The sequence below is a fragment of the Burkholderia territorii genome (assembly GCF_902833055.1).
GTDB lineage: Bacteria > Pseudomonadota > Gammaproteobacteria > Burkholderiales > Burkholderiaceae > Burkholderia > Burkholderia territorii.
Genome location: NZ_CADFEJ010000013.1, coordinates 84,657 through 97,699, shown reverse-complemented (window position 1 = coordinate 97,699; position 13,043 = coordinate 84,657). Strand labels below are relative to the sequence as shown.

General features: G+C 67.4%; 13 protein-coding genes. 3 read left to right on the top strand and 10 right to left on the bottom strand.

All coding sequences use genetic code 11. The features are described 5' to 3' along the window. Positions 1-56 precede the first annotated feature (56 nt). The 4 genes from HW466_RS21230 to HW466_RS21215 all read right to left on the bottom strand — a co-directional run bounded on the left by HW466_RS21230 (position 57) and on the right by HW466_RS21215 (position 2,359). Positions 57-1,055, bottom strand: coding sequence for an NAD(P)H-dependent glycerol-3-phosphate dehydrogenase (locus HW466_RS21230; RefSeq protein WP_059507803.1), 999 nt, complete (start codon positions 1,053-1,055; stop codon positions 57-59). A 26-nt stretch (positions 1,056-1,081) separates the two neighbouring features. Next, positions 1,082-1,573 carry a protein-export chaperone SecB gene (secB, locus tag HW466_RS21225; protein WP_059451509.1) on the bottom strand — a complete coding sequence of 164 codons (492 nt, stop codon included), beginning with the start codon at positions 1,571-1,573 and terminating at the stop codon, positions 1,082-1,084. A gap of 106 nt (positions 1,574-1,679) precedes the next feature. Then, the gene (grxC, locus tag HW466_RS21220; RefSeq protein WP_151006449.1) at positions 1,680-1,940 is read right to left on the bottom strand and encodes a glutaredoxin 3; all 261 of its coding nucleotides are present in this window, start codon (positions 1,938-1,940) and stop codon (positions 1,680-1,682) included. Beyond that, the gene (locus HW466_RS21215) at positions 1,937-2,359 is read right to left on the bottom strand and encodes a rhodanese-like domain-containing protein (protein ID WP_040142128.1); all 423 of its coding nucleotides are present in this window, start codon (positions 2,357-2,359) and stop codon (positions 1,937-1,939) included. The genes grxC and HW466_RS21215 overlap by 4 nt, the downstream gene beginning before the upstream one ends. A gap of 136 nt (positions 2,360-2,495) precedes the next feature. Between HW466_RS21215 and gpmA the strand changes: the two genes are divergently transcribed. From gpmA to HW466_RS21200, 3 genes are all read left to right on the top strand, one after another. Further along, on the top strand, positions 2,496-3,242 hold the full coding sequence (gene gpmA / locus HW466_RS21210) for a 2,3-diphosphoglycerate-dependent phosphoglycerate mutase (RefSeq protein ID WP_059507804.1): 747 nt from the start codon (positions 2,496-2,498) through the stop codon (positions 3,240-3,242). 252 nt (positions 3,243-3,494) lie between these two features. Next, complete coding sequence (locus HW466_RS21205; protein ID WP_059451513.1) at positions 3,495-5,036, top strand: S41 family peptidase; 1,542 nt, start codon at positions 3,495-3,497, stop codon at positions 5,034-5,036. Between the two features lie 112 nt (positions 5,037-5,148). Next, complete coding sequence (locus tag HW466_RS21200; RefSeq protein WP_059451514.1) at positions 5,149-5,901, top strand: HesA/MoeB/ThiF family protein; 753 nt, start codon at positions 5,149-5,151, stop codon at positions 5,899-5,901. A gap of 82 nt (positions 5,902-5,983) precedes the next feature. Here the strand turns inward: HW466_RS21200 and ptsP are convergent, their stop codons facing one another. The 6 genes from ptsP to HW466_RS21170 form a co-directional block, all read right to left on the bottom strand. Further along, complete coding sequence (gene ptsP, locus HW466_RS21195; protein WP_059451515.1) at positions 5,984-7,756, bottom strand: phosphoenolpyruvate--protein phosphotransferase; 1,773 nt, start codon at positions 7,754-7,756, stop codon at positions 5,984-5,986. A 201-nt stretch (positions 7,757-7,957) separates the two neighbouring features. Next, positions 7,958-8,227 (bottom strand): HPr family phosphocarrier protein, encoded by a 270-nt coding sequence (locus tag HW466_RS21190; protein ID WP_006477716.1) that lies wholly within the window; start codon positions 8,225-8,227, stop codon positions 7,958-7,960. Positions 8,228-8,301: 74 nt separating this feature from the next. Beyond that, positions 8,302-8,772 carry a PTS sugar transporter subunit IIA gene (locus HW466_RS21185; protein ID WP_059451516.1) on the bottom strand — a complete coding sequence of 157 codons (471 nt, stop codon included), beginning with the start codon at positions 8,770-8,772 and terminating at the stop codon, positions 8,302-8,304. 231 nt (positions 8,773-9,003) lie between these two features. After that, positions 9,004-9,960 carry a glutathione synthase gene (gene gshB / locus HW466_RS21180; protein ID WP_059869148.1) on the bottom strand — a complete coding sequence of 319 codons (957 nt, stop codon included), beginning with the start codon at positions 9,958-9,960 and terminating at the stop codon, positions 9,004-9,006. 25 nt (positions 9,961-9,985) lie between these two features. After that, positions 9,986-11,275, bottom strand: a complete 1,290-nt coding sequence (gshA, locus tag HW466_RS21175) for a glutamate--cysteine ligase (protein ID WP_059451518.1) — start codon at positions 11,273-11,275, stop codon at positions 9,986-9,988. 242 nt (positions 11,276-11,517) lie between these two features. Then, complete coding sequence (locus HW466_RS21170) at positions 11,518-13,029, bottom strand: ammonium transporter (protein WP_059507806.1); 1,512 nt, start codon at positions 13,027-13,029, stop codon at positions 11,518-11,520. Between the last annotated feature and the right edge of the window lie 14 nt (positions 13,030-13,043).

Genomic DNA, 13,043 nt, shown 5'->3' with positions numbered 1-13,043 from the left:
CCGCGTTGCGCGAGCGCGTCCGGCCGCGAGAATCGGTGGAATTCGTCGGTGCTGGCTTATTCGGCGCGCGCGTCGCGCCGCAGCAGGCCGCTGACCGCATCGCGCGGGGCGACGCCGTCGAACAGCACGCCGCATACGGCCTCGGTGATCGGCATTTCGATACCCTGCTTGCGCGCAAGCGCGAGCACGGCCTGCGCGCAGCGCACGCCCTCGGCCACATGGCCGAGCGCGCCGAGGATGTCGTTCAGCGAGCGGCCGGCCGCCAGTTGCAGCCCGACCGTGCGATTGCGCGACAGGTCGCCCGTCGCGGTGAGGATCAGGTCGCCGAGGCCCGTGAGGCCCGTGAAGGTTTCCGCGCGGCCGCCGAGCGCGACGCCGAGGCGCGACATTTCGGCGAGGCCGCGCGTGACCAGCGCGGCGCGCGCGTTCAGCCCGAGCCCGAGGCCGTCGGAGATGCCTGTCGCGATCGCCAGCACGTTCTTCACCGCGCCGCCGACCTCGACACCGACCACGTCGTCGCCCGTATAGATCCGCATCGCGCCGTGATGGAACGCGGCGAGCGTGCGCTCTCGGCATTCGGCGGAGGTGCTTGCGACCGTCAGCGCGACGGGCAGCGCGAGCCCGACCTCGCGGGCGAAGCTCGGCCCCGACAGCACGCCGTTGCTGTGCTGCTCCGGCAACTCGGCCGCGATCACCTGGTGCGGCAGCAGATGCGTGTCGGCCTCGAAGCCCTTGCAGACCCACACGATGTGCGCAGGAACGCAGCCTGCGTCGCGCATCGCGCCGAACAGCGTGCGCAATCCGGCCACCGGCGCGGCGATCACGCACAGCGCATCATGCGCGGCGCCGTGCGCGAGCGCGGCGCCGAGATCGGCGTCGTAGCGCAGCGCATCGGGCAGCGCGATGCCGTCCAGATAGCGGGAATTTTCATGCCGGGCCTGCAGCCCGGCGATCAGCGCGGCGTCGCGCGCCCAGAGAAGCGTATCGTGCCGCGCGGCCAGATGGCCCGCGAGCGCGGTGCCCCAGGCACCGGCGCCGAGAACGGCTACTTTCATACCCAGCACCGGTCCGGAGTGAAACGTCAGTTCAGCGTCGTGCCGTTCGGCGCGCCATTCGCCGCGCCTGCCGCACCGGCTTGCTGCTGGAGCTGCGCGAGACGCTGCTCGTACAGCGCCTGGAAGTTGATTTCCGCCAGGTGGATCGGCGGGAAGCCCGCGCGCGTGATCGCGTCGGCGATGTTCGAACGCAGGTACGGGAACAGGATCGTCGGGCACGCGATGCCGACGAGCGGATCGAGCTGTTCGTCGGGAATGTTGCGAATGTCGAAAATGCCGGCCTGCTTCGCTTCGATCAGGAACGCGACCTTGTCCTTCACCTTCGCGGTGACGGTACCGGACACGACGACCTCGAACACGCTTTCCGCGAGGCGTTCGGCCTTGACGTCGACTTCGACTTCAACCGACGGCATGTCCTGCTCGAGGAAGATCGCCGGCGAATTCGGCTGCTCGAGCGACATATCCTTCAGGTAGACGCGCTGGATGTTGAAGAACGGTTGGTTTTCGACGTCGGACATGGTGTTTCCCTAAAAGTGGTGACGGGGCGGCCGGCTTCACGCCGGCCGCCTCGGTTGAATCCTGCGCGCTCGAGCCGCGGCGCGACCGGCGGCCATTCTGCCCTAATCAGGCCGCTTGCAGAAGCGGCAAGAGCCCGCCTTCGTGGTCGAGCTTCGACAGATCGTCGTAACCGCCGACGTGCGTGTCGCCGATGTAGATCTGCGGCACCGTGCGACGGCCCGTGCGGGCCATCATTTCCTCACGGCGAGCCGGATCGCGGTCGATCAGCACCTTTTCGATCTGCTCGACGCCGCGCAGCTTCAGCAGGCGCTCGGCCTGAATGCAATACGGACACACCTGCGTGCTGTACATCAAAACCTTGCTCACTTCGCCACTCCTTGTTTGACGACCGGCATCCCGGCCTGCTGCCAGGCGGCGACGCCGCCCTCGAGCACGTGCACCTCGGCATAGCCCGCCGCCTCGACCTCGCGCGCCGCCTTCTGCGACTGCTGGCCATTCTGGCAGACGAGCAGCACGGGCGTGCTCTTGTTCTTCGCGACCTGCGCAATTTTCGCGCCGATCTCGCCGGCGGCGACCTGGCGCGCGGACGGCAGGTGGCCGGCGGCGAAGTCGGACGGCGCGCGCAGGTCGATCACGACCGCGTTGCGGCGATTGATGAGCTGCGTGGCCTCCGCGGCCGACAGGCCGCCGCGGCCGCGGCGCAGCGCCGGCCATGCGAGCAGGCCGCCGGAAACCAGCAGGATCGCGATAAGGGCCAGGTTCGTGTAATTGGTAAAGAACGTCACGGAAAGCCGCCGGAAAAAGAGAAATCGGAAAAGGACAATCCCGCCATTATAAAATAACCGTCTTGCGCGATGGCGGACCCGGACCGGGTGCCGCGCGACGCGCCCCGCTTCCCTATCACTACCGACCGCAAGATCCATGTACAAACTCGTTCTCATCCGCCACGGCGAATCGACGTGGAACAAGGAAAACCGCTTCACCGGCTGGGTCGACGTCGACCTGACCGAACAGGGTCGCAACGAGGCCTACCAGGCCGGCGAACTGCTCAAGGAGGCTGGCTACACGTTCGACATCGCGTACACGTCGGTGCTCAAGCGCGCGATCCGCACGCTGTGGCACGTGCAGGACAAGATGGACCTGATGTATCTGCCGGTCGTCCATTCGTGGCGTCTGAACGAGCGCCACTACGGCGCGCTGTCGGGCCTGAACAAGGCGGAAACGGCCGCCAAGTTCGGCGACGACCAGGTGCTCGTGTGGCGCCGCAGCTACGACACGCCGCCGCCGGCGCTCGAGCCGACCGACGAACGCGCGCCGTTCAACGACCCGCGCTACGCGAAGGTGCCGCGCGAGCAACTGCCGCTCACCGAGTGCCTGAAGGACACGGTCGCGCGCGTGCTGCCGCTGTGGAACGAATCGATCGCGCCGGCCATCCGTGCGGGCAAGCAGGTGCTGATCGCCGCTCACGGCAACTCGCTGCGCGCGCTGATCAAGTACCTCGACGGCATCTCGGACAGCGACATCGTCGGCCTGAACATCCCGAACGGCGTGCCGCTCGTGTACGAACTCGACGAAAACCTGAAGCCGATCCAGCACTACTACCTGGGCGATCAGGACGCGATTGCGAAGGCGCAGGCCGCCGTCGCGAAGCAGGGCAAGGCGGGCTGAACCCCGCGAGGCCGGGCATGCCGCCGCGCGCGGCGCTGCCCGGCCCGCGCCGCCGCCGTGCGGCGCGAACCTTCGCGGCTCCGGTGCTGTCGAATCGGCTTTCGAATCCGCTGCGCGCGCGGCGGCAGCCCGCCGGGAACCAGGGCTCCGGGGCCATTTCGCACCGTTCCACTGAGCAATCGGACGAACAGTTATACTTGTCCGCTACATCCCCGCTACCGCCACGCGCTTCCCGACCGCACCAGACTCTCTATGCGAATGAAATTGAAGAACATCGGCCTGATTGCCGCGGGCCTCGCCACGGGCGTATTCGCCACGCTGCAGGTTTCGGCATCGGCCGAGCAGACCGCCACGGCGCCGCTTCCCCTCGACCAGCTCCGCCTGTTCGCGGAGGTGTTCGGCCAGATCAAGCGCGAGTACGTCGAGCCGGTCGACGACAAGAAGCTGCTGACGGCGGCGATTAAGGGCATGGTATCGAGCCTCGACCCGCATTCGTCGTTCCTCGACAAGACCGACTATGACGAACTGCAGGAGCAGACCAAGGGTCGCTTCGCCGGTCTCGGCATCGAGATCTCGCAGGAAGACGGCCTCGTCAAGGTGATCTCCCCGATCGAAGACACGCCCGCGTTCCGCGCCGGCATTCGTCCGGGCGACCTGATCACCCGCATCAACGACAAGCCGGTGCGCGGCATGACGCTCGACAAGGCCGTCAAGCAGATGCGCGGCGAGCCGGGCACCAAGGTCACGCTGACGATCTTCCGCAAGAGCGACGACCGCACGTTCCCGGTCACGGTCACGCGCGCGATCATCCGGGTCCAGAGCGTGAAGATGAAGCTGCTCGACCCGGGCTACGCCTACATCCGGATCACGAGCTTCCAGGAGCGCACGACGCCCGATCTCGCCGCGAAGCTGCAGGACATCGCACGCCAGCAGCCGAACCTGAAGGGCCTGATCCTCGACCTGCGCAACAACGGCGGCGGCCTGCTGCAGAGCGCGGTCGGCGTCGCCGGCGCGTTCCTGCCGCCCGACTCCGTCGTCGTGTCGACCAACGGCCAGATTCCGGATTCGAAGCAGGTCTACCGCGATACCTACGACAACTACCGCCTGCCGTCCTTCGACGGCGATCCGCTGAAGAGCCTGCCGCCGATCTTCAAGACCGTGCCGATGGTCGTGCTGACGAACGCGTATTCGGCGTCCGCGTCGGAGATCGTCGCCGGCGCGCTGCAGGATTCGAAGCGCGCGCAGATCATGGGCAAGACGACGTTCGGCAAGGGCTCGGTGCAGACGGTCCGTCCGATGACGGCGGACACCGCGCTGCGCCTGACGACGGCCTACTATTACACGCCGAGCGGCCGTTCGATCCAGAACAAGGGCATCACGCCCGACGTGCCGGTCGATCAGTACGCGGACGGCGATCCGGACGACGTGCTCGTGACGCGCGAAGTCGACTACACGAACCACCTCGCGAACACGCAGGATCCGAACGAGAAGAAGGAACAGGAAGAGCGCGAGCAGCGCCGGATGGATCAGCTGCGCGTCCTCGAGGAGCAGAACGACAAGAAGACGCCGGAGCAGCGCCAGAAGGACCGCGATCGCAAGCCGATCGAGTTCGGCAGCACCGACGACTTCATGATGCAGCAGGCGCTCAACAAGCTCGAAGGCAAGCCGGTGCAGGAGTCGAAGTCGCTGCTCGCCGAGAGCACGGCGAAGAGCCCGGCAGCGAAGGCCGCGTCCGCCGCGAAGGCGTCGGGCGCGAAGGCGGCCGCACCGAAGGCCGCGTCGGCGCCGCAGTAAGCGCCGGCCGGCATCCGACGGGCCATCGCGGGAAGACCGCGATGGCCCGTTTTTCATGTGCGCCTAGAATGGATCGATACGCCCGCGCTTGCGCCCCGCTCACGACTTCCCCATGAACGACGATCAACTCCTCCGCTACTCCCGCCACATCCTCGTCGACGAAATCGGCATCGAGGCGCAGCAGCGCTTTCTCGACGCGCATGCGATCGTCGTCGGCGCCGGCGGGCTCGGCTCGCCTGCCGCGATGTATCTCGCGGCATCGGGCGTCGGCACGATCACGCTGGTCGACGCCGACACGGTCGACCTCACGAACCTGCAGCGGCAGATCCTCCACGTGAGCGCATCGGTCGGCCGCAGCAAGGTCGAATCGGGGCGCGACACGCTCGCGCAGCTGAACCCCGAAGTGACCGTGCATGCCGTCGCGGCGCGCGCGGACGATGCGTGGCTGGACGAACATGTGCCGCGTGCGACCGTCGTGCTCGACTGCACCGACAACTTCGCGACGCGCCATGCGATCAATCGCGCGTGCGTCGCGCACGGCGTGCCGCTCGTGTCGGGCGCCGCGCTGCGCTTCGACGGCCAGATCAGTACGTTCGACTTCCGCGACCCGGCCGCGCCCTGCTATGCATGCGTGTTTCCGGAGGATCAACCGTTCGAGGAAGTCGCGTGCGCGACGATGGGCGTGTTCGCGCCGACGGTCGGCATCATCGGTGCGATGCAGGCCGCCGAGGCGCTGCGCGTGATCGGCGCGATCGGCACGACGCTCAACGGCCGCCTGATGATGCTCGATTCGCTGCGGATGGAATGGACGACGATGAAGATCGCGCGCCAGGCCGACTGCCCCGTGTGCCAGGGCCGGCACTGACGCGCGCGGCATGCATGCGCCGGGCGCGCATGCGTGACGGTTCGCAACCTTCGCGAAACTGCCACGGCGCGGCCCGTGCTGCCTAGGCGGCTGCGTCCGCGCGCGGCTCGGCGACCGCCAGGCGCTTGAGCGCCGCCTGCACTTCCTCCGGCTCGAATGCGGCCAGCACGTCGGCCGTGGGTTTCTCGAGCGCCTTCAGGTGCGCACGCAGGATCTCCTGCTTCACGACCAGCAGCTGGCTCGGATGCATCGAGAACTCGGTGAGGCCCATTCCGAGCAACAGACGCGTGAGCGCCGGGTCGCCCGCCATCTCCCCGCACACCGACACCGACACCCCCGCCCGCTTCGCTTCGCGCAGCGTATAGGCGATCAGGTGCAGCACCGCCGGATGCAGCGGGTCGTACAGGTGCGCGACCGCGTTGTCCGCGCGGTCGATCGCGAGCGTGTACTGGATCAGGTCGTTCGTGCCGATCGACAGGAAATCGAAGCGCTTCAGGAACAGCGGCAATGCGATCGCCGCGGCCGGAATCTCGATCATCGCGCCGATGCGCACGTTCGGATCGTAAGCGAGCCCCGCGTCGTCGAGCTGACGCTTCGCCTCGCGGATCAGGTCGAGTGTCTGGTCGATCTCCTGCGCGTGCGCGAGCATCGGAATCAGGATCTTCACCTGGCCGAACGCGGACGCGCGCAGGATCGCGCGCAGCTGAGTGAGGAACATCTGCGGCTCGGACAGGCTCCAGCGGATCGCGCGCAGGCCGAGCGCCGGGTTCGGCGCCGTCTCGTAGCCTTCGTCGAGCGCCTCGAGCGGCTTGTCCGCGCCGACGTCGATCGTGCGGATCGTCACCGGCATGCCCTTCATCCATTCGACCGCGCGCTTGTACGCGGCGAACTGCTCCTCCTCCTCCGGCATCTCCTTCTGATGCATGAACAGGAACTCGGAGCGGAACAGCCCGACGCCGACCGCGCCGGCCTCGACCGCCGCCTTCGCGTCGTCGGGCAGCTCGATGTTCGCGTACAGCTCGATCTTCGTGCCGCACAGGGTTTGCGTCGGCGAGAACTTCAGGCGCTGCAGCTTGCGTTGCTCGAGCAGCTTCTCGGACTGGCGGTACGAATATTCCTCCAGGACGATCGGCGCGGGATCGACGATCACGATCCCCTGGTCGCCGTCGACGATGATCAGGTCGTCCTGCCGGATCAGCGAGCTCGCATGCTGGACGCCGACCGCCGCCGGAATGCCGAGACTGCGCGCAACGATCGCCGTGTGCGACGTGCGGCCGCCGAGATCGGTGACGAACGCCTGGAACGACTGCGACTTGAACTGCATCATGTCGGCCGGCGCGATGTCGTGCGCGACGACGATCATCTCGTTCTGGCCATGCGCGGCCGCGCGATCGAGCGCCTGCGACGCCGACGGCGCACCGGCGAGCGCCTTCAGCACGCGCTCGACCACCTGCTCGATGTCGGCCTTGCGCTCGCGCAGGTATTCGTCCTCGATGTCGTCGAAGTGGCGCGTGAGCAGCTCGAGCTGCTCGGTCAGCGCCCATTCGACGTTGTAGCGCCGCGTGCGGATCAGGTCGATGGTTTCCTGCACGAGCATCGCGTCGCCCAGGATCATCGCGTGGACGTCGATGAACGCGCCCACTTCGGTCGGGGTGTCGTCGGTCAGGTCGGCGCGCAGCGCCTCGAGTTCGTGATGCACGACCTCGCGCGCCGTGCGGAAGCGCTCGACCTCGGCGTCGATCTGGTTCGCCTCGACGAGGTAATGGGCGACGTCGAGCGCCGCCGGCGCGATCAGATACGCTCGCCCGATCGCGATACCACGTGAGACGGGAATGCCATGCAGCGTGAAGGACACGCGCACCTCCTCTGTACATGTAAAGCCGCGGCACACTGCTGCGATGCGCTTATGACCCCGGTTAGCGATTATAAATTCCGTACCTCCGTGCTGACTGCGTGCAGCGCAGCATTGCGGCTTCCGCATCAATGCGGCGGACGAAAAAAATGCCGCGACGAACGCGGCATTCTGCTTCGAAACGACAACGATTCCGCGCGGGGATCACTGACCTTCGCCGAACTTGTCCGCGATCAGCTTGAGCAGCGCATCCATCGCCTCGCGTTCGTCGGGACCTTCGGTCTCGATCGTCACGGTGCTGCCGATGCCCGCGGCGAGCATCATCACGCCCATGATGCTCTTCGCGTTGATCTTGCGTCCGTTGCGTGTCATCCAGACTTCCGACTGGAAATTGCCGGCCAGTTGCGTAAGCTTGGCCGATGCGCGCGCATGGAGCCCCAATTTGTTGACGATGGTGGTTTCTTGTTGAAGCATGATTCTCGGTCGGGTCGGTCGAGGCCGCCGGCGACGTGCGTCGGCGGGTCAGTCTAAAACGGAAAACAGGACGGTCAGTGCGATTCGGTGCGCGGTTGCGGCTCGGGCGGAATCGGCGCGCATTGGCCGCAGCCGGTTTCCGACGGCGGCGGCGGCGTGCCGGCCGACACCTCGTGGACGCCCTTCGCGCCGCCGGACAGCGCCTTGTCGACGAGCTTGTCGAGCGGCACGGTTCGGTAGCAGACGGCCCGCACCAGCATCGGCAGGTTCACGCCCGCCAGCACGCGCACGTTGTCGAGCTTCGCGAGCTGGCCCGCGATGTTCGCGGGCGTCGCGCCGTACATGTCGGTCAGCACGACGACCCCGTTCTCTTCCCTGAGCCGCGCAAGCTCCGCGTGCGCGAACGCCATCACCTGGGCAGGATCGCTGTCGGCCAGCACGTCGATGCAGCCGATGCGCGCGGGCACGCCGCCGTAGATGTGCGCGATGCAGTCCCGCAGCGCGGTGGCGAGCGGTGCGTGCGCGATGATCAGAATCCCGGCCATGTCAGACCGCCCCCGGCCGCCCCTGGCGGGCCGACGCCCCGCAGCGGGGCAACGAGCGTAGCGAATGAGGGAATCGTTTCATGTTCAGCCTTGCAACGGTTTCGGCCCGACCGCCGGGCCTTCGGCCCGCGGGTCGCGGCGCCTGGCAAGCGGGCATTGTAGCAGGCCGGTCGAATCGCTCCGGCGACGGGGGACCTGCGCGGCCGCCGCCGGGCTTGCGTGAAAAGCGGGCTATGCGGCCGCCCGCTCCAGCGCGTCGATGAACATCGCGGCGACGTCGAAACCCGTCTGCTCCATGATTTCGCGGAAGCACGTCGGGCTCGTCACGTTCACCTCGGTCAGCCAGTCGCCGATCGCGTCGAGGCCAACCAGCAGCAGCCCGCGCGCGGCGAGCACCGGCCCCAGCGTCTCGGCGATTTCGCGATCGCGCGGCGTCAGCGGCTGCGCGACGCCGAGCCCGCCCGCCGCGAGATTGCCGCGCACTTCGCTGCCCTGCGGAATCCGCGCGAGCGAGTACGGCACCGGCGCGCCCGCGATCAGCAGAATGCGCTTGTCGCCGGCCGTGATCTCGGGAATGAACTTCTGGATCATCAGCGAGCGCGTGCCGTCGTGGCCCAGCATCTCGATGATCGCGCCGAGATTCATCCCGTCGGCCTTCACGCGGAACACGCCCATCCCGCCCATGCCGTCGAGCGGCTTCACGATCACGTCGCCATGCTCGGCGTGAAACGCACGCAAGCGCGCGGCGTCGCGCGTGACGAGCGTCGGCGCGACGAACTGCGGAAACTCGCCGATCGCGAGCTTCTCCGAGTGATCGCGGATCGACTGCGGCTTGTTGAACACGCGGGCGCCCGCACGTTCGGCAAGCTCGAGCATCCAGGTGGCCGTCACGTACTCCATGTCGAACGGCGGATCCTTGCGCATCAGCACCGCGCCGAACGACGTCAGCTGGCGCGATTCGTGCGCGCCAGCCTCGTACCACGGATGACGATGCAGATCGGCCGTGTCGCCGACGATCGTCACGCGCTGCACGTCCGCCTCGACGCCCGAGCCCGTCCACGCGAGCTGATGCGGCTGGCATGCGTACACCGCATGCCCGCGCCGCGCGGCTTCCGCCATCATCGCGTAGGTCGAATCCTTGTAGATCTTGAAGCGCTCGAGCGGGTCGGCGATAAAGAGAATGTCCATGCGGGTCCTGTACGTAGCGAAGCCGTTACACCTGGATGGCTTCGGGATCGGTCTTTTCCAGTTCGATCGACGACGCGATCAGCGACAGGCGCGCGACGACGCCGTACATGTAGAAACGGTTCGGCGGCGCGGCGCCCGGCTTGGCGCCCGCATCCGGCAGCGCGGTGTGCTCGAAGCCGAGCGGCACGTAGTGCATGCCGGGCGCGTTCAGGTTCTGGTCGCGCTCGCGGCCGCCGTGCGTGCGGTAGAAGCCGCCGACCACGTAGCGGTCGATCATGTACACGACCGGCTCCGCGACTTCGTCGCCGACGCGCTCGAACGTATACACGCCTTCCTGCACGATCACGTCGCGCACCGCGAGGCCGGCCTTCGACTCGGCCATCTGCGCGCGCTCGGCCTTCGACATGCGGCCGATCTCGGCTGCGTCGTGCACGGTCATCACGCCACGGCCCGCGGTGCCCGCGTCGGCCTTCACGACGACGTACGGCTTTTCGCTGATTCCGTATTCGCGATACTTGCGCGCGATCTTCTTCAGCACGCCGTCGATCGCGTCGGCGAGCGCCTGCTCGCCTTCATGGCCCTGCCAGTCGACGCCTTCGACGTGCGCGAAATACGGATTCACCATCCACGGATCGACGCCGACCATCTTCGCGAACTTCTTCGCGACGTCGTCGTAGCACGAGAAGTGCGTCGACTTGCGGCGCACGGCCCAGCCCGCGTGCAGCGGCGGCAGCAGGTATTGTTCGTGCAGGTTTTCCAGCACGGCCGGAATGCCCGCCGACAGGTCGTTGTTCAGCAGGATCGAGCACGGATCGAAATTCTTCAGGCCGAGGCGGCGCTGCGAACGCTCGAGCGGCTCGAGCACGATCTTCTGGCCGTCGGCCAGCGTGATCGGCGTCATGTCGGTGATGCTCGGGTCGAGCGAGCCGAAGCGCACGTTCAGGCCGGCCTGACGCATGATCGTCGCGAGCCGCGCGACGTTTTCGAGGTAGAACGCGTTGCGGGTCGGCAGCTCGGGGATCACGAGCAGGTTCTTCGCGTCCGGGCAGATCTTCTCGATCGCGGCCATCGCGGCCTGGACGGCGAGCGGCAGCACTTCGGACGGCAGATTGTTGAACGCGCCGGGGAACAGGTTCGCGTCGACGGGCGCCAGCTTGAAACCGGCGTTGCGCAGGTCCACCGAACAATAGAACGGCGGGGTGTGTTCCTGCCATTCGAGCCTGAACCAGCGTTCGATCGCCGGCGTCGCGTCGAGGATCTTCTGCTCGAGCTCGAGCAGCGGACCGTTCAACGCGGTAACGAGGTGGGGAACCATGAATCACTCGCGAGCGGGAGAATGAAGATTGTAGAGCAATTGCCCTGCCCATTTGGGGATTGTTCCCGGCTTCGCAAGGATTTGGAGGAAGTTTTCGGCTATTGACCCGATAGCCTGAAGGGTTATGCGCTACGGCAGCACGCGGCAGGAGAAAAAAAGCCCGCCGGGAGGGCGGGCCGAAGTCGCTGCGCTCATTCGGGGCGGGCGCCGTCTGCGCGGCGGCCCGCGGTCATCCGTACGACTTATTCGACGTGCTCGCCGTGCAGCACCACGTCGAGGCCTTCGCGCTCTTCCTCTTCGGTCACGCGCAGGCCGATCGTCAGGTCGATCAGCTTCAGCAGCACGAAGCTCAGCACGCCGCTGTACACCAGCGTGATCAGCACGCCCTTCGCCTGCAGCAGCAGGCTGCCGTCGGCGCCGCCGATGTCCTTGATCGCGAACACGCCCGTCAGCAGCGCGCCGAGAATCCCGCCGATGCCGTGCACGCCGAACGCGTCGAGCGAATCGTCGTAGCCGAGCTTCGACTTGAGCCACGTGGCCGACCAGAAGCACACGACGCCTGCCGCGATACCGATCACGAGCGCACCCGTCACGCCGACGAAGCCTGCGGCCGGGGTGATCGCGACGAGGCCCGCGACCGCGCCCGACACGATGCCGAGCACCGACGGCTTGCCGTGCGAGATCCATTCGGCAAACATCCAGCCGAGCGCCGCGCACGCCGTCGCGACTTGCGTCGTCAGCATCGCGAAGCCGGCACGGCCGTCGGCCGCGACCGCGGAACCCGCGTTGAAGCCGAACCAGCCGACCCACAGCATCGAGCCGCCGATCATCGTCAGCACGAGGTTGTGCGGCGCCATCGATTCACGGCCGAAGCCGATGCGCTTGCCGAGCATCAGGCACGACACGAGGCCCGCGATACCGGCGTTGATGTGCACCACCGTGCCGCCCGCGAAGTCGAGCACGCCGTCCGCCGACAGCCAGCCGGTCGGCTCCCACACCATGTGCGCGATCGGCACATAGACCACCAGCGACCAGAGCGCCATGAACACGAGCATCGCCGAGAACTTCATGCGGTCGGCGAACGCGCCGCAGATCAGCGCCGGCGTGATGATCGCGAACGTCATCTGGTAGACGAAGTACACGGACTCCGGAATCGTCGTCGCGAGGTGGCTGACAGTCAGCGTGGTCGCCTTGTCGCCCTTCACGTAGGTCATCCCGTGCAGGAACGCGCGCGACAGCCCGCCGATGAAGCCGTTGCCCGGCGTGAACGCGAGGCTGTAGCCGACCACCGTCCACAGCACCGTGATCACCGCGGTGATCGCGAAGCTCTGCATCACGGTCGCGAGCACGTTCTTCTTGCGGACCATGCCCGCATAGAACAGCGCAAGGCCGGGGATCGTCATGAACAGCACGAGCGCGGTGGACGTCAGCATCCACGCGGTGTCGCCGGCACTGATCTTCGACGAATCGACGGAGAACGGCTCGGTCGGCGCGGCGGGTGCGGCCGGCGCGGAGGCCGCGGCGGCGGCGTCGGACGCGGCGCCCGAAGCGGGTGCGGCGGCAGCGGCAGGTGCCGATGCTTCCGTGGCGGCCGGCGCCGAAGCGGCCGGTGCGGCGGCGGCCGACGCATCGGACGCCGTTGCGGCGGGCGCGGACGCAGCGGCGGCGGAAGCCGCGTCGTCGGCGAGCGCGGGGCCGACACCGGCCGCGATCAGCGAGCCGGCCATCAGCAGGGACATCAGAAGTTTGCGCATCTCGGGTTTCCTCT

Excerpts from the sequence above, each read along its gene's own strand:
- HW466_RS21230 (WP_059507803.1), bottom strand. The coding sequence starts at position 1,055 with ATGAAAGTAGCCGTTCTCGGCGCCGGTGCCTGGGGCACCGCGCTCGCG.
- secB (WP_059451509.1), bottom strand. The coding sequence starts at position 1,573 with ATGTCCGACGTCGAAAACCAACCGTTCTTCAACATCCAGCGCGTCTAC.
- gpmA (WP_059507804.1), top strand. The coding sequence starts at position 2,496 with ATGTACAAACTCGTTCTCATCCGCCACGGCGAATCGACGTGGAACAAG.
- HW466_RS21205 (WP_059451513.1), top strand. The coding sequence starts at position 3,495 with ATGCGAATGAAATTGAAGAACATCGGCCTGATTGCCGCGGGCCTCGCC.
- HW466_RS21200 (WP_059451514.1), top strand. The coding sequence starts at position 5,149 with ATGAACGACGATCAACTCCTCCGCTACTCCCGCCACATCCTCGTCGAC.
- HW466_RS21190 (WP_006477716.1), bottom strand. The coding sequence starts at position 8,227 with ATGCTTCAACAAGAAACCACCATCGTCAACAAATTGGGGCTCCATGCG.
- HW466_RS21185 (WP_059451516.1), bottom strand. The coding sequence starts at position 8,772 with ATGGCCGGGATTCTGATCATCGCGCACGCACCGCTCGCCACCGCGCTG.
- gshB (WP_059869148.1), bottom strand. The coding sequence starts at position 9,960 with ATGGACATTCTCTTTATCGCCGACCCGCTCGAGCGCTTCAAGATCTAC.
- gshA (WP_059451518.1), bottom strand. The coding sequence starts at position 11,275 with ATGGTTCCCCACCTCGTTACCGCGTTGAACGGTCCGCTGCTCGAGCTC.
- HW466_RS21170 (WP_059507806.1), bottom strand. The coding sequence starts at position 13,029 with ATGCGCAAACTTCTGATGTCCCTGCTGATGGCCGGCTCGCTGATCGCG.